Origin of the sequence: Rugamonas fusca (assembly GCF_014042365.1) — a bacterium.
Classification (GTDB): domain Bacteria; phylum Pseudomonadota; class Gammaproteobacteria; order Burkholderiales; family Burkholderiaceae_D; genus Rugamonas; species Rugamonas fusca.
Window position 1 is genome coordinate 218,607 of record NZ_JACEZS010000002.1, and the last position, 17,990, is coordinate 236,596.

Annotated in this window: 14 protein-coding genes and 1 riboswitch; of the genes, 4 read left to right on the top strand and 10 right to left on the bottom strand. The window is 66.4% G+C overall.

The genetic code is table 11. The features are described from left to right. Positions 1-100: 100 nt before the first annotated feature. Both H3H36_RS04255 and H3H36_RS04260 read right to left on the bottom strand, forming a co-directional pair. Positions 101-2,014 carry a flagellar assembly protein A gene (locus H3H36_RS04255; RefSeq protein ID WP_311196572.1) on the bottom strand — a complete coding sequence of 638 codons (1,914 nt, stop codon included), beginning with the start codon at positions 2,012-2,014 and terminating at the stop codon, positions 101-103. 169 nt (positions 2,015-2,183) lie between these two features. After that, positions 2,184-2,531, bottom strand: coding sequence for a hypothetical protein (locus tag H3H36_RS04260; RefSeq protein WP_311196573.1), 348 nt, complete (start codon positions 2,529-2,531; stop codon positions 2,184-2,186). Positions 2,532-2,794: 263 nt separating this feature from the next. On the opposite strand from H3H36_RS04260, the gene ompR reads away from it, so the two are divergent. After that, a complete protein-coding gene (ompR, locus tag H3H36_RS04265; RefSeq protein ID WP_182214443.1) occupies positions 2,795-3,562 on the top strand; it encodes an osmolarity response regulator transcription factor OmpR in 768 nt (255 codons plus the stop codon). Positions 3,563-3,577: 15 nt separating this feature from the next. After that, a complete protein-coding gene (locus tag H3H36_RS04270; protein WP_182214445.1) occupies positions 3,578-4,954 on the top strand; it encodes a sensor histidine kinase family protein in 1,377 nt (458 codons plus the stop codon). Positions 4,955-4,967: 13 nt separating this feature from the next. Here H3H36_RS04270 and H3H36_RS04275 read toward each other — a convergent pair whose 3' ends face one another. Beyond that, positions 4,968-5,519, bottom strand: coding sequence for a hypothetical protein (locus tag H3H36_RS04275; RefSeq protein WP_182214448.1), 552 nt, complete (start codon positions 5,517-5,519; stop codon positions 4,968-4,970). A gap of 124 nt (positions 5,520-5,643) precedes the next feature. On the opposite strand from H3H36_RS04275, the gene H3H36_RS04280 reads away from it, so the two are divergent. Beyond that, complete coding sequence (locus H3H36_RS04280) at positions 5,644-6,357, top strand: hypothetical protein (RefSeq protein WP_182214450.1); 714 nt, start codon at positions 5,644-5,646, stop codon at positions 6,355-6,357. A gap of 32 nt (positions 6,358-6,389) precedes the next feature. On the opposite strand, the gene H3H36_RS04285 is transcribed toward H3H36_RS04280, so the two are convergent. After that, the gene (locus H3H36_RS04285; protein ID WP_182214453.1) at positions 6,390-6,866 is read right to left on the bottom strand and encodes an Imm26 family immunity protein; all 477 of its coding nucleotides are present in this window, start codon (positions 6,864-6,866) and stop codon (positions 6,390-6,392) included. A 93-nt stretch (positions 6,867-6,959) separates the two neighbouring features. After that, a riboswitch (TPP riboswitch) is annotated at positions 6,960-7,057 on the top strand. Between the two features lie 97 nt (positions 7,058-7,154). Between H3H36_RS04285 and H3H36_RS04290 the strand changes: the two genes are divergently transcribed. Next, positions 7,155-9,269: a TonB-dependent siderophore receptor gene (locus H3H36_RS04290; protein ID WP_182214455.1), complete on the top strand. Its 2,115-nt coding sequence runs from the start codon at positions 7,155-7,157 to the stop codon at positions 9,267-9,269. A 51-nt stretch (positions 9,270-9,320) separates the two neighbouring features. Here H3H36_RS04290 and H3H36_RS04295 read toward each other — a convergent pair whose 3' ends face one another. The 6 genes from H3H36_RS04295 to H3H36_RS04320 all read right to left on the bottom strand — a co-directional run bounded on the left by H3H36_RS04295 (position 9,321) and on the right by H3H36_RS04320 (position 17,843). Beyond that, a complete protein-coding gene (locus H3H36_RS04295) occupies positions 9,321-10,034 on the bottom strand; it encodes a hypothetical protein (RefSeq protein WP_182214457.1) in 714 nt (237 codons plus the stop codon). An 82-nt stretch (positions 10,035-10,116) separates the two neighbouring features. Beyond that, positions 10,117-10,653 (bottom strand): AAA family ATPase, encoded by a 537-nt coding sequence (locus tag H3H36_RS04300; protein WP_182214459.1) that lies wholly within the window; start codon positions 10,651-10,653, stop codon positions 10,117-10,119. Then, positions 10,650-11,297: a nicotinamide riboside transporter PnuC gene (gene pnuC / locus H3H36_RS04305; protein WP_182214461.1), complete on the bottom strand. Its 648-nt coding sequence runs from the start codon at positions 11,295-11,297 to the stop codon at positions 10,650-10,652. Before pnuC ends, H3H36_RS04300 begins: the two co-directional genes overlap by 4 nt. A 112-nt stretch (positions 11,298-11,409) precedes the next feature. Further along, positions 11,410-13,545 carry a S46 family peptidase gene (locus H3H36_RS04310; RefSeq protein ID WP_182214463.1) on the bottom strand — a complete coding sequence of 712 codons (2,136 nt, stop codon included), beginning with the start codon at positions 13,543-13,545 and terminating at the stop codon, positions 11,410-11,412. A 39-nt stretch (positions 13,546-13,584) separates the two neighbouring features. Then, a complete protein-coding gene (locus H3H36_RS04315; protein ID WP_182214465.1) occupies positions 13,585-15,276 on the bottom strand; it encodes a PAS domain-containing sensor histidine kinase in 1,692 nt (563 codons plus the stop codon). Next, a complete protein-coding gene (locus tag H3H36_RS04320; protein WP_229219723.1) occupies positions 15,273-17,843 on the bottom strand; it encodes a chemotaxis protein CheB in 2,571 nt (856 codons plus the stop codon). Before H3H36_RS04320 ends, H3H36_RS04315 begins: the two co-directional genes overlap by 4 nt. Between the last annotated feature and the right edge of the window lie 147 nt (positions 17,844-17,990).

The window sequence follows — 17,990 nt, forward strand, 5'->3', positions numbered from 1 at the left end:
CGCCGGAAGCGGCTCGCTACGACTGCCGCTACTGCTGCTGTTAGTCAGCGCCTGAAGCGTACCACGAGAGCGGGTATGCCGTCACCTGCACCCGGTCACGCTAGGACGCCGCACCGTGGGTGGACAAGTGCCAGTCCAGCGAGCCGCTGGCGCGCGCGAACAGTTCCTCGCCGCCGGTCGGCGTGCCGCGCAGGCGCTGCTTGATGTCCTTGGCCGCCAGGTGGTACAGCGCGCCGCTGTCGGCCTGGAATGGCATGGTGCGCACCAGCGTCTCGCCGGCCACCATGTGCAGGCCGCAGCGCGCCAGGCCGGCCGCCTCGGCCCGCAGCGCCGCCACCCGCGCGCTGCGTTCGACCAGCAGCTTGTACTGGGTCTGGCCGGCCTGCAGGTCCTGGGTCAGCTTGCCCAGCGCCTGCACTTCGGCCGCCACGGCCGTGGCGATCTTGCGCAGGTGCTGGCCCTGCTCGGGCGTGAGGGTCAGTTCCTGGGTGCGCAGCTTGGCCGCCAGCGCCAGGTAGCGCCGCATGTCCGGCTGCTGCGAGATGGCGTCGATCTCGGCCTGCAGCGCCTCGTTGGACGCGGCGAAGGCTGCGCTGCGCGCGCGCAGGTCGGCCAGCTCCTGGTCGAACTGGCTCACGTCGCGCACCAGCACGTAGATCACCATCTCGGTACGCTTGCGCGGGCCGCAGCTTTCGATCTCGATATTGCGGCCCGCGATGGCGCAGCCTTCGGCCACGCCGATGCGCACCTCGTCGGCCACGATCTCGCAATTGGACGCCTCGCCCACTTCCACGCTGGTGGCGGCCAGCACGCAGTTCTCGGCCCGTCCCACCACCAGCTTGCCGGCGCGCGTCTGCAGCACGGCGCCCGAGGCCACGCCCTTGACGTGGATGTCGCCGGCCGCGTTATGCACATTGCCGCCCACCAGATTACGGTCCAGCAGCACCTGTCCGCCCTTGGAGTGGATATTGCCGTACACATCGCCGTGCACGGTGATGTCGCTGCCATGCACTTCGCGCAGTTCCTGCACGTCGCCAAATTCCTCGTAGCCGCCGGCCAGCTCCAGGTTGCCCGTGGTGCGCCCGCTCACGCCTTCCTTGCTGACGATCTTGTCGGTGATGGCGATGCGGTGCGACTTGGGATCGACGCTGAGGAAGCCTTCCTTGGTCGAGACCAGGTATTCGCCGTCGTCATGCTGCTCCACGGCCGTGCCGTCGCCGGCCAGGTGGCGCAGCTCCAGGTCCTTGGGCGCGTCCGGCGCGCTGGGCATGCCAGCCAGGTCGTAGCCGGGCAGGCCGGGCACGCACGGCAGCTTTTTCAGCAAGCGCATGTTCTGCTTGATCTGGGGGAAGCGGTTCTGGAAACTGTGCAGGTCGACCGTCCCGTCCGCGCGCGCGCGGGGGGCGTCGCTGCGGTGGATGTCCTGCGACACCTCGACCACCACCGCGTCCTGTCCCCGGGCCGGCTCCAGCTCGCGCGCCACGGTGATGCGTTCGCTCTTGCCGGTGCTGATGGCATGGGCCACGGCCGCCACGTCCACGCCAAAACGCACGCCCTTGAGCCACAGGTCGGCCACGAACTCGTCCACATCCAGTTTGGCCTGGCGCTCCGGCAGCACGGTGCCGTCCGGCAGTTCCTCGGCCTCGAGGTAGATGGGGGCGAAGAAGTACTCGGCATAGCCATGCCCCATCTTGACCGTCTTGTACAGCGCCTGGCGCTCCGGCGCGAACGGCACCACCCCCTCGGCCAGCCGCAGCAGCGGCGCCTGGCCGGGCAAGGGCGGCGGCAGCGCCGGCCCCACGTCGTACAGGGCCTTCATCAGGGCGCCATAATCGAGGCCGGCGAAATAGCAGTGCGACAGGAACACCTGGTTGACGGCCGCCACCCGCAGCGGCGCCGGCACGGCCAGGTCCGCGTACACGCCATCGGCGCGCTGAACCAGGCCAGCGGGCAGCGCGCCCGCTGGCGTCGTCGCGGCCGATGGCGGCGCTGCCTGGGTAACTTCTGGGACCACGGTATTCCTCCAGCCTGAACGGCGCTGTGCGATGGGAAATGGAAAACGCAAACGGGCGCAACGACGCGAACGCCATTGCGCCTGATAAATTAATATTACACCCAAGTCAAGCTGGGATCGGAAAATTTACGCAGTGAAAGACAAAAAGCCGCGCAAGATTTGCGAAAAATCAACGGTGCGGCGGATTGGCGTAGATATCCTGGCCCACTTCGTTGATCTGGCGCCGCAAGTCGCGCCGCTCATCGGGCGTCAGGCGGCCGGCGCGGCGGTCGGTGTTGTGGCCATTGTCCTGCAGCAGGCGGCGCTGCTCCTCGGCGCGGCCGTCGAAGGAGCGGGGATCGAACTGGCGTGGATCGGCCTGGCGGGGATCGGCCTGGCGCTGCTGCATGCGCTCGGCGCGCAGCATCTCGCGCATGGGCTGGACGGCGCGGGCGTCTTCGTGGTGGCCGCCCTCGCCGGGGCCGGCCAAGGCGCTCGACGCGCCCAGCAAGCCGCAGCAGATGGCCAGTGTGCTCACGGAGGATCGAACGCAAAAACTTGCGCTTGCTGCCGCGTAACGTGTTTTGTGATCGATGTGCATGCTGCTGTTCCTCATCCCTGAAACTGGCCTGGCGGACACGTGGTACGCATCCATGACCGCAGTGTATGATGCTTTATCAGACGCGGTAAGACCAAATGGGTAAAGTTTGTAACAGTTTGTAATGCCCTGCTGCAAACATTTTCGTCCCGTTAAATATGACGTTACCATAGCAACATAAATATGACAAATTTGGCAGGATCATGAACACAAACGCAACGGAATCGAGCAACACCCCGGCCAATCAGCATGGCCATCAGGCCAAGATTATGGTAGTGGACGACGACGTCCGCCTGCGCGACCTGCTGCGCCGCTACCTGACGGAACAGGGCTTCAACGTCTTCACGGCCGAAAACGCGACCGCCATGAACAAGCTGTGGCTGCGCGAGCGCTACGACCTGCTGGTGCTCGATTTGATGTTGCCGGGCGAGGATGGCTTGTCGATCTGCCGCCGCCTGCGCGGCGCCGGCGACCAGACCCCGATCATCATGCTGACGGCCAAGGGGGAGGACGTGGACCGCATCGTCGGCCTGGAAATGGGCGCCGACGACTACCTGCCCAAGCCGTTCAACCCGCGCGAACTGGTGGCCCGCATTGGCGCCGTGCTGCGCCGCAAGGGCCCGGACGAGATTCCGGGCGCGCCCTCGGAAACCCCGCAAACCTTCGAGTTCGGCCAGTTCGTGCTGGACCTGGGCACCCGCACGCTGAAGAAGAACGGCGAAACGGTGCCGCTGACGACGGGCGAATTCTCCGTGCTCAAGGTGTTCGCGCGCCACGCGCGCCAGCCGCTGTCGCGCGAGAAGCTGATGGAACTGGCGCGCGGGCGCGAATACGAAGTGTTCGACCGCAGCCTGGACGTGCAGATCTCGCGCCTGCGCAAGCTGATCGAACCCGATCCGTCGAGCCCGCTGTACATCCAGACCGTGTGGGGCCTGGGCTACGTGTTCATTCCGGAGGGCCAGCCCCGCTGACGGGGGCAGGCGCGCATGAAGTTGTCCGCAACGCTCCCGCTCCGCTACCTGTTCAATTTCAGCTGGCTCAAAAGTGGCCTGTTCTGGCGCACCTTCGTGCTGCTGGGCGCCCTGACGACGATGAGCATGACGGCCTGGGTCGGCATGATCAGCATCGTCCAGCACGAGCCGCAAGTGCAGCAGATCTCGGCCCAGGTGATCTCGGTGGTCACCATCACCCACGCCGCCCTCACCCACTCGGCGCCCGAACTGCGGCGCGAGCTGCTGTTCGACCTGGTGTCGAACGAAGGCATCCGCGTGTTTCCGCTGGAGGAGGACGACAAGGTGGCGCCGCCGCCCGACAACGCGCTGATGCCCGACATCGCCGCGCTGGTGCGGGCCAAGCTGGGCGCCGACACCCGCTTCTCGTCCGAGGTGAACGGCGTGGCCGGCTTCTGGGTCAGCTTCAAGATCGACGACGACCAGTACTGGCTCATGCTCGAGCGTAACCGCATCCGCGGCCTGACGGGCATCCAGTGGCTGGGCTGGGCCAGCGTGGTGTCCATGCTGTCGCTGCTGGGCGCGGCCCTCATTTCCAGCCTGATCAACCGCCCGCTGGCGCGCCTGACGGCCGCCACCCGCGCCTTCGCCCAGGGCAAGCGCCCGGCGCCGCTGCCCGAAAAAGGGCCGCGCGAAATCCGCGAGGCCAACCGCAGCTTCAACCAGATGGTGGACGAACTGCAGCAGGTCGAATCGGACCGCGCCGTGATCCTGGCCGGCATCTCGCACGACCTGCGCACGCCGCTGGCGCGCATGCAGCTGGAAGTGGAGATGGCCAACCTGTCACCCGAAGCGCGCGACGGCATCCAGTCCGACATCGGCCAGATGGACGCCATCATCGGCCAGTTCCTCGACTACGCCAAGCCGACGGAAACGTCGAGCTTCATCAACGTCGACATCAGCGCGCTGCTGCAGGACACGGTGCGCGAGGCGGAACGGCTGCCCGACGTGCGCATGCACGCCGAGATCGCGGAACGGGCGCACGTGATGGGCAACGCCACCGACCTGCGGCGCGTGATCAACAACCTGATCGAGAACGCGCGCCGCTACGGCAAGACGCCCGGCACCGACGTCACCGAGATCGACGTGCGCTGCAGCGTCAAGGGCATGCACCTGGCCAAGCGCGTGGTGATCGAGGTGGCCGACCACGGCAGCGGCGTGCCGGACGAGCAGATCGAGAACCTGCTCAAACCCTTCACCCGGCTCGACGCGGCACGCGGCCAGGCCAATGGCGCCGGCCTGGGGCTGGCCATCGTGGAACGGGTGCTGCAACGCCACGGCGCCGAACTGCACGTGCGCAACCGCGACGGCGGCGGCCTGCAGTTCCAGATCATCATGCGGGCGCTGGCCTGATGCGCACGATCGGCTAGCGCAGCAGCCCGCTGGCTTGGAGCTGGCTGACGATCGCTTCGCTGCAATCGCGCGCCAGGCCGCTGTCGGAGCCAAAGCGCGAGGCGGACGCCCCCACCGCGCGCAGCCAGCCGGCCTGGGCGCCGCGCGCCTGCAGCACCGCCGCCACCGCGACGTCGACAGAGCCATCGGTATCGACCGTGATGCGCTCCAGGACCAGCGTGAGTCCGTTGTCGGGATGGCCGTCATGGTTCACATAAGGCGCCAGCCGGTCGTTGAGCTGGCGCGGCAGTTCGCGCGCCAGCATGGATTCCAGCGCCAGCCCGCGCGCATTGGCGCTGCGGCGCTCTTCTTCGCTGGGATTGGGATGACTGAACACGCCCCGCTCGTGTTTGCTGATCAGCATGCGCGGATGGCGGGGCGAGACCACAATGGTCAGCGTGTGGTTGCCGATGGGCTTTTGCTCGCCCTTGTCTTGAGCGCGCAGCAACGCCGGCCCGGCGCAGGCCGACAGACACAGGAGCACGGACAATGCGCACACGCGATACAGCGACAATGGAAACAGCATGGCTGGATTGAACAACCCGATAAGTGAATGGAACGGTGCCGCTTGCAACAAACGGCAATGCATATTTCTTGCAAAAAATGTATCTTCTCATAGAAATATTATCGAATCAATACAATTGTTGGAGGTGACGCTCCAGAAGCGGCCTCGGCGCAGGCCCGCCGCGCCGGCGGCGCTGGCGGCGCTGCTGACGCTGGGGATGCTGGCACGGCCGGGCAGCGCCATGGCCGGCGCAGCGGCGCCGGCCATGCGTGCCGCCACCGCGGCCGAGCAACGCTCGTTTGAACTCTTCCAGCGGCAATACGACCCGGCGCCGGGCGCCGGTCCTGCCAGGCTGGTGGCCGAACGACCGGGCGGCAAAGGCCCGTGGCAACTGAGCGCCACCATGGAAACGGCGCCCCGGCTGGCCATGCCGGGCGTGTGCCAACTTGAACGCAGCGTGTTCCGCCACGTGCCGCAGGCGCCGGATGGCCAGCCTTGGTTCGCCGACGGGGTGGCCCTGCCCTACGTGTGGCTGGCCGTAGCCGGCCCGTGCGTGGCGCCGGCCCGGCCCGTGCGGCTGCTGCAAGCCCTGCCGCCGGGCCTGGTGCTGCAACTGCTGCAGGAAAACGCGGCCCTGCTGAACCGGGCCCGGCTGCTATTTGCCGGCAATACCGGGTGCGCGCGCCTGCGCGCGCTGCCGTTCGCGCTCGAGGCGCTGGGCACGGGCGCGCGCGCCAACGGCGCCCCCACCATCTATACGCTGCTGTACCGCAGTGAACGGGGCGACCTGGCCCAGGTGGATGCCCGCTACAGCCGCGCCGAACTGACGGCATGGAATGTGCGCTGTCCAACACCGTGATGATGCGGACACGGCGCGAACATAGCACTCGCTCAGCCGCGCACGGCGGCCCCTTCCAGCAGGCGCGACAGCAATAATTCCGTGGAACCGTAGCCGTACAGCGAGTCGGCCTCCATGCCCTGGGTATTGTAGGGCACGGATTCCTCGCGCTCGGAACGGCTGGGGTCCTGGTCGTAATAGGTCACGCGCCAGGCGCGCCGCAGCGCGTCGGCGCGGCGCAGGTAGGCCGGCATCGGCCACAGGGCGGGATTCCAGTTGGGCGTTTCCCCCAGCACCGGCCAGCGCCCGCTGGCCAGCGCCATGTCGCCCACGCGCAGCACGCGCAACGCGTCCTCGGCCCGCAGAGGGGCCAGCGCTTCGAACGGAGGCAAGTGCGCATGGCGCGGCCCGAACAGATAGGCCAGCATGATGCGGCTCGACGGCGCAAGGCGCGCCACCAGTCCGCAGCCGTAGCCGCCCTCCAGCAGCGGCACCGCGAACCAGCTTCCTTCGTGATATGGCTGCTTCATTGCTTCCTCGTCTATCAAAACAAGAGTGTAGCGATGGCGCGACGAAGGCGGCGCACGCCACCGGCCGGGAAAACAGGGCTTTATGTTACACTGCTGCCTCGCTAGGGGTCCTGGAACACTGTTCCGGGTGAGAGATACCCTCCGTACCTGATCTGGATAATGCCAGCGAAGGAAAGCGCAAAGTGCGTCCCCACCTTTGACAGCTCCCACGCTGGTTCCAGCCTGACAAGCATCGAACAACCAGCGCCGCGGTAACGCCGCGCACCAGAGAGCATCAAAGAACACACCATGTCCACACCCAATTTCACCGTTTCCGCCCTGACGCTGGCGGTCCTGCATACGCTGTCCGGCGCCGCGCTGGCCGACAATGACCAAGCCATCCCGGAAGTGATCGTCAGCGGCGCGCGCGTGGCGCCCGGCCACGCCTCCGTGGCCGGCTTCAGCGACATGCCGCTGATGCAGACGCCGGCCGCCGTCACCGTGCTGACCTCGCAGCAGATGGTTGACCGCGACATCCGCAGCACCACCGACGCGGCCCGCTACGAGGCCGGCCTGAGCGACGCCTACAACGCCGTCGGCTATTCCGAGCAGTTCTCGATCCGCGGCTTCAAGCTCGACAACGCCACCAGCTACCGCAAGGACGGCATGGCCATCTCGGGCGACACCCAGATCCCGCTGGAGAACAAGGAACGACTGGAAGTGCTCAAGGGTCTGTCCGGCCTGCAGGGCGGCGCCTCGGCGCCGGGCGGCATGATCAACTACGTCGTCAAGCGCCCCACCAGCGCCACGCTGCGTTCGTTCGTGCTCGAAGAGCGCGAGCGCGGCACCGTGTACGGCGCCGTGGACCTGGGCGGCCGCTTCGAGGACAGCCGCTTCGGCTACCGCTTCAACGCCGCCGCCGAACGCCTGCGTTCCTACATCAAGGGCGCGGACGGCAACCGCAAGTTCATTTCGGGCGCCATCGACTGGCAGATCTCGCCGCAAGCCCTGCTGCGCCTGGACGCCGACTACCAGACCAAATCGCAAGTCTCGGCGCCCGGCTTCCAGCTGCTGGACAACGTCTCGCTGCCCAACATCGCGGCCGACAACATGCTCAACAACCAGCCCTGGAGCCGTCCCGTTGATACCACCAGCAGCAACCTGGGTCTGAGCCTGGAATACCAGCTGGCGCAGGACTGGCACGCCACCGTGCGCGCCAACCAGCACCAGTTCAAGCGCGATGACTACACGGCCTTCCCGTACGGCTGCACGGCCCAGCAACTGTACCCTGGCTTCTGCGGCAACGGCGACTACGACGTGTACGACTACATCAGCCTGGGCGAGAAGAAGTCGCCGCTGAACGTGCAGGCGCTGCTGCAAGGCAGCCTGGCCACGGGCGCCGTGCGCCACGCGCTGACGGCAGGCGCCACCTGGTTCCGCAACAGCGAGAAATGGGGCGACTACGTGTATGACCTCGCCGGCGTGAGCAACATCTACCATCCAATGGTGGTGCCCCCCGTGGACCGCAGCAGCGGCCCCGTGTCCGAACGCCGGCGCAGCAGCGAGAGCGCCGTGCTGGCCCAGGACATCGCCAGCCTGACGGACAAGCTGGCCCTGCACGCGGGCGCCCGCTACGCCAAACTCAAGCGCGACGAAGTGGTCGATACGACGCTGCCCGCCGTCCACACCGACAAAGGCTTCTGGCTGCCCAATGTGGCGCTGGTCTACAGCCCCGCCGCCAGCCTGTCCGTGTACGGCTCCTACGCCCAGGGCCTGCAATACGGCAGCGTGGCGCCGATCGGCACCACCAACGCCCAGCAGGCGCTGGACGCCGGCAAATCCAGGCAGTTCGAAACGGGCGTGAAAGCGGCGCTGGCGCCGGACCTGAGCATGACGGCCGCCCTGTTCCAGATCCGCCAGGGCCTGGAATACATCGACGCCTCAAACACCTGGGTACGCAACGGCCAGGACCAGCACCGCGGCATCGAATTCACGCTCGACGGCAAGGTATCGAAGGAACTGGCCATGGGCGTCACGGCCACGGCCCTGCACACGCTGGCCAGCGACACCGGCCGCGCCGACATGGACGGCAAGCGTGTCACCAACGTACCAGCCTTCAAATCCAGCGTCTACGCCGACTATGCCGTGCCGCAAGTGCGCGGGCTGAACCTGAACGCCAACTGGCAGTATGCGGGCAAGAAGGCTTTCGACACGGCCAACACGGTGATGGTGCCGGCCTACCACGTGGTCAATGCGGGCGCCGCCTACGCCACCCGCGTGGCTGGCACGGCCACCACCTTCCGCGCCCACATCGACAACGCGTTCAACCGCTTCTACTGGCGCGACGTGACCCCGGACCTGGGCGGCTACCTGTTCCCCGGCGCCAAACGCACGTTCCGCGTATCGGCCCAGTTCGACCTGTAATTGGGGATGCCGCCGCGCCAAACGGCGTGGCGGCTTTAAGAGGCCGCTAAATCAGAAGATGTATTGCAGGCGCATGGTGAAGCTCTTGGCCGCGCGCCCGCTGTTGCGGCCGATCAGATAGGCCGCCTCGTATTTGAGTTCCTGCTTGCCGATGTCGCGATGGCCGAAAATGGCCGGCCCGGCGCGGTGCGACTGCTGGTTCAACGGCAGCCAGTCATCCCACTTCCCCACTTCGCCGAACGCCTGCAATCCCGGCTGGAACCAGCCTTTCCAGCGGTGCTTGACCTGCAACTGGTAAGCCATCTCCATCGGCCCGCCCGCCTCGGTGCGGTAGTCGCGCTGGAAGAACACGTTGGCGTTGAACTGGGTGCGGCCAATTTCCGTCTGCAGCACGGGGCCGATCTCCAGCGCATAGCCCTCGCTGCGCTCGCGCGGGCGCTCGATCTTGGTGTGGATGGCCAGGTCGAATGGGTACTGGCCCTGGGTCAGCAGGTAATCGTTCTGCCACGCCAGCTCCGAGTACACGGCGCCGCCGCCATTGAACTTGACCCAGGTGCCGTACAGCTCCGTGTACCAGCGCGAGGTGACACCGTAGCCGATACCGATCTCCGGCGCGGCCGCGGTGCGCCCGTTGTAATGGGCGTTCCAGTACTTGTAATCGACGGATGCCTGGCCTTCCACATCGTAGGCCGTGACCATGTAATAGCCGGTGTCGGCCAGCGCAAGGCCGGGCAGCAGGGAGGCAAGCGCAATGAATTTTTTCATGGCTGGCGGTCGATGGCGAGTGGCGGAAGGCCCAATTTAGCGCGCCGCCCGCGCGAATGCAATGAAAAAGACCTGCGCCGTGTCAGCCGGCAGCCACATTGGCCAACAACGCATCCACCTGCGCCAGCCGCTGCTCCAGGCCGCCCTGCACCATCGTGTACGGAATCGCGCGCCGCGCCAGCTCCTCCAGCAGCAAGTCCTGGACGATGCGGCTGACCTGTTCACATTCACGGTGCAAGCCATCGGCCACCCAGGGAATGTCGGGCGCCATCACCAGCGTGCGGTGGTAGCGGTGCTGCTCCACCAGTTGCGCCAGCTGGGCGTCGATGCCGCCGAAATAGTGGCGGCTGTAGACGGCCGTCATCAGCGGCGTCGTGTCGCAGAACAGCAAGGCGCGCGCGTGGGCGGCGGCCGCATCCTCGCGCTCGACCTGGGTGCGGGCGATCGGGTACTGGTCCGCCGCCACCGGCACGCGGCCCTGCGTGTCGACGAACTCGCGCAGGTATTCCGGCACCCACAGCGTGCCGTGGCGCTGCGCCAGCGCGGCGGCCAGCGTGGACTTGCCGGATGACGCCGTGCCCAGGATGGCGATGCGCAGCGGCCAGGCCGACGCGCTCATTTGAACACCATGCCGGGCTGCGTTGGCTTGCCGTCGGCGCCGCCCTCGCCGCCATCGTCCTCGGCCACGCGGTTCCAGGCCAGCAGGCCGGCCACCGCCATGGCCACGAAGGCGCCATACAGCACGGCCGTCAGCAGCAGGTGCTTGTGGACATAGAGCGCCACGTACAGTACATCGACAATGATCCAGACATGCCAGTTCTCGACCTTCTTGCGCGACAACAGCAGCTGCCCCACCAGGCTGCCGGCCGTCAGGAAGCCGTCCGCGCGCGGCACGTCCGTGTCCGTGTAGGTGTGCAGGAACCAGGCCAGCAGCACAAAGCCGATCAGCCAGCCGGCCACGCAAGCGGCGCGCCCGCGCGCGCCCAGGCGCGTGACGGGCAACTGCGCGTGGCGCTCGTCGCCGTGCAGCCACTGGTACCAGCCCCATACCGAGACAGCGATGAACACCAGTTGCAGCCCCATGTCGCCATACAGGCTGGAGCCGAAGAACACCATGCCGTAGGTGGCCGAGGAAATGATGGAAAACAGCCAGGCCCAATGGGTCTGGCGGATATTGAGCCACACGGTGATCACCGACAGGACGAAGGAAATCAGCTCCAGCGGCGTGGTGACAAAGCCCAGCAGGACCAGGATATCGTTCATCGGATGGAAAGGCGGCGGGCGGAAAATGGAAGGGGAAGATTATAGACCATTGCGCGGCAACGGGGACGGCGCCGCACCGCCCCCGTTGCTGCTTGACGCGCTTTTCTACGACCTACTGCTTCGGATACTTGATGTGCATTTCCTGCAGCAGGTTGTCGGCGTGATCGACTTCCTTCATCACCCACAGCATGTAGCGGATATCCATGTGGATGGCGCGCGTGATGTCGCGGTCGAAATACCAGTCCTTGGTGATCGATTCATAGGTCGAATCGAAGTTCAGGCCGACCAGTTCACCACGGCGGTTCATCACGGCCGAGCCGGAATTGCCGCCCGTGGTGTCGGCGCTGGTCAGGAAATCGACCGGCACCGTGCCCAGCACGGGATCCTTGAACTGGCCATAGCGCTTGGCCTTGATCGCCTCCAGCAGCTTGGCCGGCGCATTGAACGGCTCCTTGCCCGTGTGCTTCTCGACGATGCCTTCGACGGTGGTGAACGGCCCCTTGGTCACGCCATCTTTCGGCGAATAGGGCGACACCGTGCCGTAGGTGACGCGCAAGGTCGAATTGGCGTCCGGGTACACCGGCTTGCCCTGCGACTGCTTCCACGCGATCACGGCCTGCATGTACTGGGGGATCACCCGTTCCAGGTTGCCGTCCACTTCCTTGCGGCGCTCTTCCAGCGCCGTCACCACGTCATTGAGCTTGATGGCCAGCTTGAGGAAGGCGTCGTCCGAGGCGGCGATGGCCGCCGCGTCCTTGCCCAGCCAGCCCAAACGGGTGGCCGTGTCGCCCAGTTGCGAATGCTGGTACAGGGCCGGCACCGCGTCCACGGCTGGCAGCAGCGCGTCCACCCCTTGGGCGTGCATGGCGGCGGGCAGGCGCGCGTAACGCTGCAGCGAAGCCACGTAGCGGGCCTGGTCCACGGCGCCCACGTACGATTGCTCCAGCCGCGTCAGGCGCGCCTTGATGAAGGCCAGGTCGCGCTGCTGGTAGCCCGGTTCGCGCTCGCCATCCGGCTTGCGGCCTTCCAGCGCCAGCCGGTACAGCGTGCGCGCGCTTTTCAGCAGGTCGCTGTTGGTGGCCACGTACAGGCCGAATTCCTCGTTGCTCAGGGCGATATCGGCCGCGATGGCCGCATCCAGCTCGGCCAGCAGCGTCTTCGACACCTTGGGTTGGGCCGCGTACCAGGCGCGGAACTGGGCGTCCTGCACGTCCTTGATGGCGGCGATGTCCTTGCGGGCAAAGCCATCCAGCAAGCCCTGGGTCTTCTTCATCACGTTGTTGAGGCCCTTGGCCACGCTGGCGTAGCGCACCTCGTCAGCCGCGCTGCCCTTGGTGGCGGCCGCGATCACGTCCAGGTCGGCCTGGATCTCGGCCACCTTGGCCGGATAGGCCACGTCGCGCGCGTCGCGGATCTCGGACGGCAGCTTGTAGCGGCTGGTGCGGCCCGGATAGCCGGCCAGCAGGATGGGATCACCGTTCTTCAAACCCTCGGCCGACACCACCAGGAAGTCCTTCGAGTGATAGGGCACGTTGTCGGGCGACGGGTCGGCCGGACGGCCATCCTTGCCCACGTAGGCGCGCAGGAAGGAATAGTCGCCGTCGTGGCGCGGCCATTCGTAGTTGTCGATGTCGCCGCCAAAGTTGCCGATCATGTCGGCCGGCGCGTACACCAGGCGCACGTCGCGGATCATCATCTGGCGGATACGGTAGTATTCCAGCCCGCGATGGAAGGCCGGCACGGAGCAGCGATACATCTTGTCCGTCTCGCATTCGGCGATCAGGCTCTTGATGGCCGCTTCCACGGCTTCATGGCGCTGGCGGCCAGTCATGGCCGGCTTGACGGCGCCCAGCACGCGCGCGCTCACGTTCTCCACCTTGTCCGTCACGTACACCAGCGTGTTCGGGCCGCCCGGCAGTTCCTCGGCGCGGGTTTTCGCGAGGTAGCCATTGGCGATGTAATTGTGCTCGGGCGTGGAATTGCGCTGGATGGCGCCATACGCGCAGTGGTGGTTGGTGACCACCAGCCCGGCGTCGGACACGAACGAGGCCGAGCAACCGCCCAGCGACACGATGGCGCTCATCGGATGGCGCGACAGGTCGGCCAGCTTCTCGGCCGGGATCTCGATCCCGATCCGCTTCAATTCGGTTTTCAACTGCGGCAGCTGGTGCGGCTGCCATTGTCCTTCATCGGCGTGGCTCGTGCCCGCGCATAACAGGACGGCCGGGAATACTAATTTTTTGAACAAGATCTGCCCCCTGAAAGTAAATTCAGCGGGAGTATATGCTCATGCCGGAGCCAGCGCAAAGGCTATCGTCAGGGTGCAGCCGCGGCCCGGCACATAGGGTTCGATCTGGAAGCGCCCGCCCAGCGCCGCCGCCCGTTCCGCGATGCCGATCAGGCCGAACGAGCCGTTCTTGTCGCGCTGTCCGGGCGCGATGCCCACGCCGTTGTCGGCCACGCGCAATTCCACGCGATCGCCATGCCCCTGCAGCCGCACTTCCACGTCGCTGGCCTGGGCGTGGCGCTGCACATTGAGCAGCGACTCCTGCAGGCTGCGAAACAGCGCCATGCCGACGTCGGCGCCGATGGCGGCCAGCACCGCCTCGTCCGGCAGCTGCAGCCGGCAAGCGACGCCGCTGCGCTTGCGCCATTCGCCTACCTGCCACTCGAAAGCGGCTTGCAGGCCCAGGTCCAGCACGGCCGGGCGCAACTCGTTCATGATGCCGCGTACGCTGCGGATCGTGGCGTCCACGTTGTCCAGCGCCGCCTCCACCCGGCGCGACAGGCGCGGATGGCGTTCCCCCGCGCGGCTGCGCAGCGAGGCCAGGTCCAGCCGCAGCGCCAGCAGGTTCTGTCCCAGCTCGTCATGGATTTCGCGGGCGATGCGTTTGCGCTCCTCCTCCTTGACCATGACCTGGTGGTCGGCCAGCTTGCGCAACTGTTCGCCGGTCTGGCGCAACGCCGCCTCGACCCGCTCGCGCTCGGCCACTTCCCGCCGCAACTGGACGTTGGCCGCCGTCAGCGCGGCCGTGCGCTCCACCACGCGCTGATCGAGCTCGCGCGACAGGTCGAGCAGCGCTTGTTCGGCGCGCTTGCGTTCCGTGCTATCGGAAAACACGCCGATAAAGTAATCGACGTTGCCATCCTCGGCCCGCACCACCGTCAGCGACATGGACATCAGCACCGGCGTGCCGTCGCGCTTGAGGTTGCGCACCTCGCCCTGCCATACGCCACGCTGCAGCAACTGCTGCAGCGCTTGCGCGTGGTAGCTTGGCGGATGGGCGCCACGCTGGCCGAGAAAAGCCGGATCGCGTCCCAGCGCCTCCTCGGCCAGGTAGCCCGTGAGCCGGGTGAAGGCCGGATTGACGGCCACGATGCGGCGCTGGGCGTCGCATACCAGCACGCCCTCCTCTATGCTGTCGAGCACGACAAACGCACGCCGCCGCGCCGCATCGCGCGCCAGCTGGTCGCCCATGTCGGTGACGATCATGCGGCATTTCAACCCGGTTTCATCGAGGTTCGCTTCCAGGCGTGCGGCCCGCCCGGCGCCGCCAAACCGCGGCACTTCCAGCACACCGCGGACGCCACTGGCGAACAACGCGGCCAGGAAGCGACGCAGCGTGGGCTGCGCTTCCGGCGCCACGAATTGCTCCAGTCGGAGCCCCAGCAGTTGGTCGCGCGGGCGCCCCAACAAGACGCCGGCTGCCCGGTTGGCGCGGCTGATCAGGCCATCGCGGTTCACCGACAGGTAACCGGCCGGCGCCTCGTCATACAAGCTGGCATACCGGCCCAGGTCTGCCTCGATGGCGTGGTGCCGCTGCTGCAGCGCTGTCAGCGCCACGTTCTGCAGCTCCAGCTCGATCCGGCTTACCTGCAGCTCGTGCAACTGGCGCTGCGCGTCGCGCTGGCCGCCGTGGTCCGCAGTAGCGCCGGCCGGCGCCAGGCCGTTGGGCGCCGCATCGGCCGGACGTTTCATGGCGCTTTCACCCCATCCTGAACGGCATGCATGCGCGCTTCCATCTGCTTGAATTCGGTGACGTCGACGAAGGTGACCACCAGCCCGTCGATCACGTTATCGACGGTACGGTAAGGCATGATGCGTACCTTGAACCAGCCCCCGCCCCGGGTGGGAATCTGCCGCTCGCAGAACACCAGCGTGCGCAGCACTTCGCGCGCATCGCGCTCCAGCCCGGGATAATCGAGCTCGGTGACGATGTCGGTCAACGGCCGGTTCAAATCCGACGGAATCAGCTTGTAGATCTGCTTGGCCTGGTTGGTGTAGCGGCGGATGCGCAGTTCGCCGTCGAGGAAAACGGTGGCGATATCGGTGCTGTTGAGCAGTATCTTCATGTCGCCATTGACCAGCGACAGGTCGTCCACCTTCGATTGCAGTTCCGCGTTGACGGTGTACAGTTCCTCGTTCAATGACTGCATCTCCTCCTTCGAGGTAGTCAGTTCCTCATTGGCCGACTGCAGCTCCTCGTTGGTCGATTGCAGCTCCTCGTTGGCCGCCTTGAGTTCCTCGCGCGAGTGCAGCATCTCATCGCGCACGGCCTGGATTGCCTGGCGCGCCTGCAGCAGTTGCTGTTCCAGCTCCAGCACGCGCGGATTGGACGAGCGGCCACGGCGCCGCGGCGGCGGCAGCGGCGCCGCCGTGAAAGTGACGAGGATATTGCCGTCCAGCCCCTGCCCTTCAGCCATCATCTCGGCCGTTATATCCACCGCCAGCGGCGGGCCGTCGCCATCCGTCAGTGCCAGCCCGCGCACGGCGATGGGACCGGGCTCGCGCATCGCCCGTCCCATCAGGTTGTCCAGCTCGATAGCCAGCCCTTCTCGCGCCATGGCATGGATATTCCAGTTGGCCTTGCCAGCGGCCGGCTCCAGGTAGGTCCCCGTGCGGCCGTGGATATACAGGATGTCCCCCTGGGCATTGACCAGTACCGCGGCCGGCGTATGCTTCCTGAGCAGATGCTGCTCGACTTGCGCTTGGATGTTGCAGCTCATGGATAAGGTCCGGGTTTGGCTCGGGTTGGACGGCGATACACTGCCAACCCGGGTGGGGAAATAGTGGGTGACCATCTGAATGGGGCTGTCAAGGCGCCGGTAGATCTGGCCGCAACCGGGCAATGGCGCAAACAGGTCGCTGTAACGGCCCGGCGTGTCGGCGCTGCCCAGTATCAGCAAGCCGCCTGGATTGATCGCGTAGTGGAACATCGGCACCAATTGTTCCTGCAGCCTGGCGCTGAAATAGATCAGCAGGTTACGGCAGCACAGCAGGTCGACCTTGGTGAACGGCGGGTCCGATATCATGTTCTGCTGGGCGAAGATGATCGTGTTGCGCACTTCCTTGCGGATGCGGTAGCCCTTCTCATCGGCCACGAAGTAGCGCTGCAACCGTTCCGGCGACAGGTCGTGTTCGATCTCGCGGCCAAAGCGCCCCCGGCGGGCGCGGTCGATCGCGTCTGGATCGAGATCGGTGGCGAAAATCTGCAAGCTATATTGGGCCTCCACGTTGGCCGGCAGTTGCGCCAGTACCTCGCTGAACACGATGGCCAGCGTATAGGCTTCCTCGCCCGTCGAGCAGGCCGGCACCCAGGCTTTCAGGGCCAGGCCCTGCGGGTGGGCCGCCAGCAGCTGCGGCAGCGCGTTCTGACGCAGATCTTCCCACACAGCCGGATCGCGAAAGAACTGGGTCACGCCGATCAACAACTCCTTGAACAGCAACTCGATCTCGGCCGGGTTCTCGCGCATGAAAGCGACATACTCGTCGATGCCGCGCAACTGGCGCAGCTTCATGCGGCGCTCAACGCGGCGCAGCACCGTATTGAGCTTGTAGCCGGAAAAATTGGCGCCCATTTTCTTCAACAGCAGGTCGAACATCTCCTGCAGGTCGGCGCGTTGCCGGGTCAGCGCCTCGCCCGTGAGACCCAGCGCCGGCGCGCGCCAGCTGGCCAGTATCTGGGCCGGCATGTCGCGCGGCAGCGCCACGATGTCGGCGGCGCCGCTGTCGATGGCGTTGCGCGGCATGGTGTCGAACCTGGCCGAGGCGGGCGTTTGCGCCAGCGTCAGCCCGCCCTTGTCCTTGATGGCCGCCAGCCCCAGCGAACCGTCGCCGCCCATGCCCGACAACACCACGCCGATCGCCCGCTCGCGGCATTCGAGCGCCAGCGCCGTGAAAAAACGGTCGATGGGCAGGCGCCTGCCCGGCGCGTCGCCCGGCGTCGCCAGGGTCAGCACGCCGCGCGCCAAGCCCAGCACCTTGTTGGGTGGGATGACATAGACGCAGTCAGGTTCGATCGCCATGCCCTCGGCGATCTCCATCACGCGCATGGGCGTGACCCGCTGCAGCAGTTCGGGCAGCATGCCCTTGTCGCGCGGGTCCAGGTGCTGGACGACGACAAAGGCCATGCCGCTGGCCGCCGGTACGCTGGCCAACAATTCGCTGATCGGTTCCAGGCCGCCGGCCGATGCTCCGATCCCCACCACCAGCATGGCTTCCGCAATGGGAACGGCGCCGGCAGGGGCGGCAACTTGATCGGTCATCGTGGCATGTGGTCGAGCGGGCGCGGGTTATGGAAATTTCAACATCAGGCCAGCAGATTATACAAAGCCATCCCCGAAACACCAAGCATGGCCCCCGACAGGTCCGAAAATACCACCAGTCCCGTCGCGGCCGGGGCTCACGCCAGC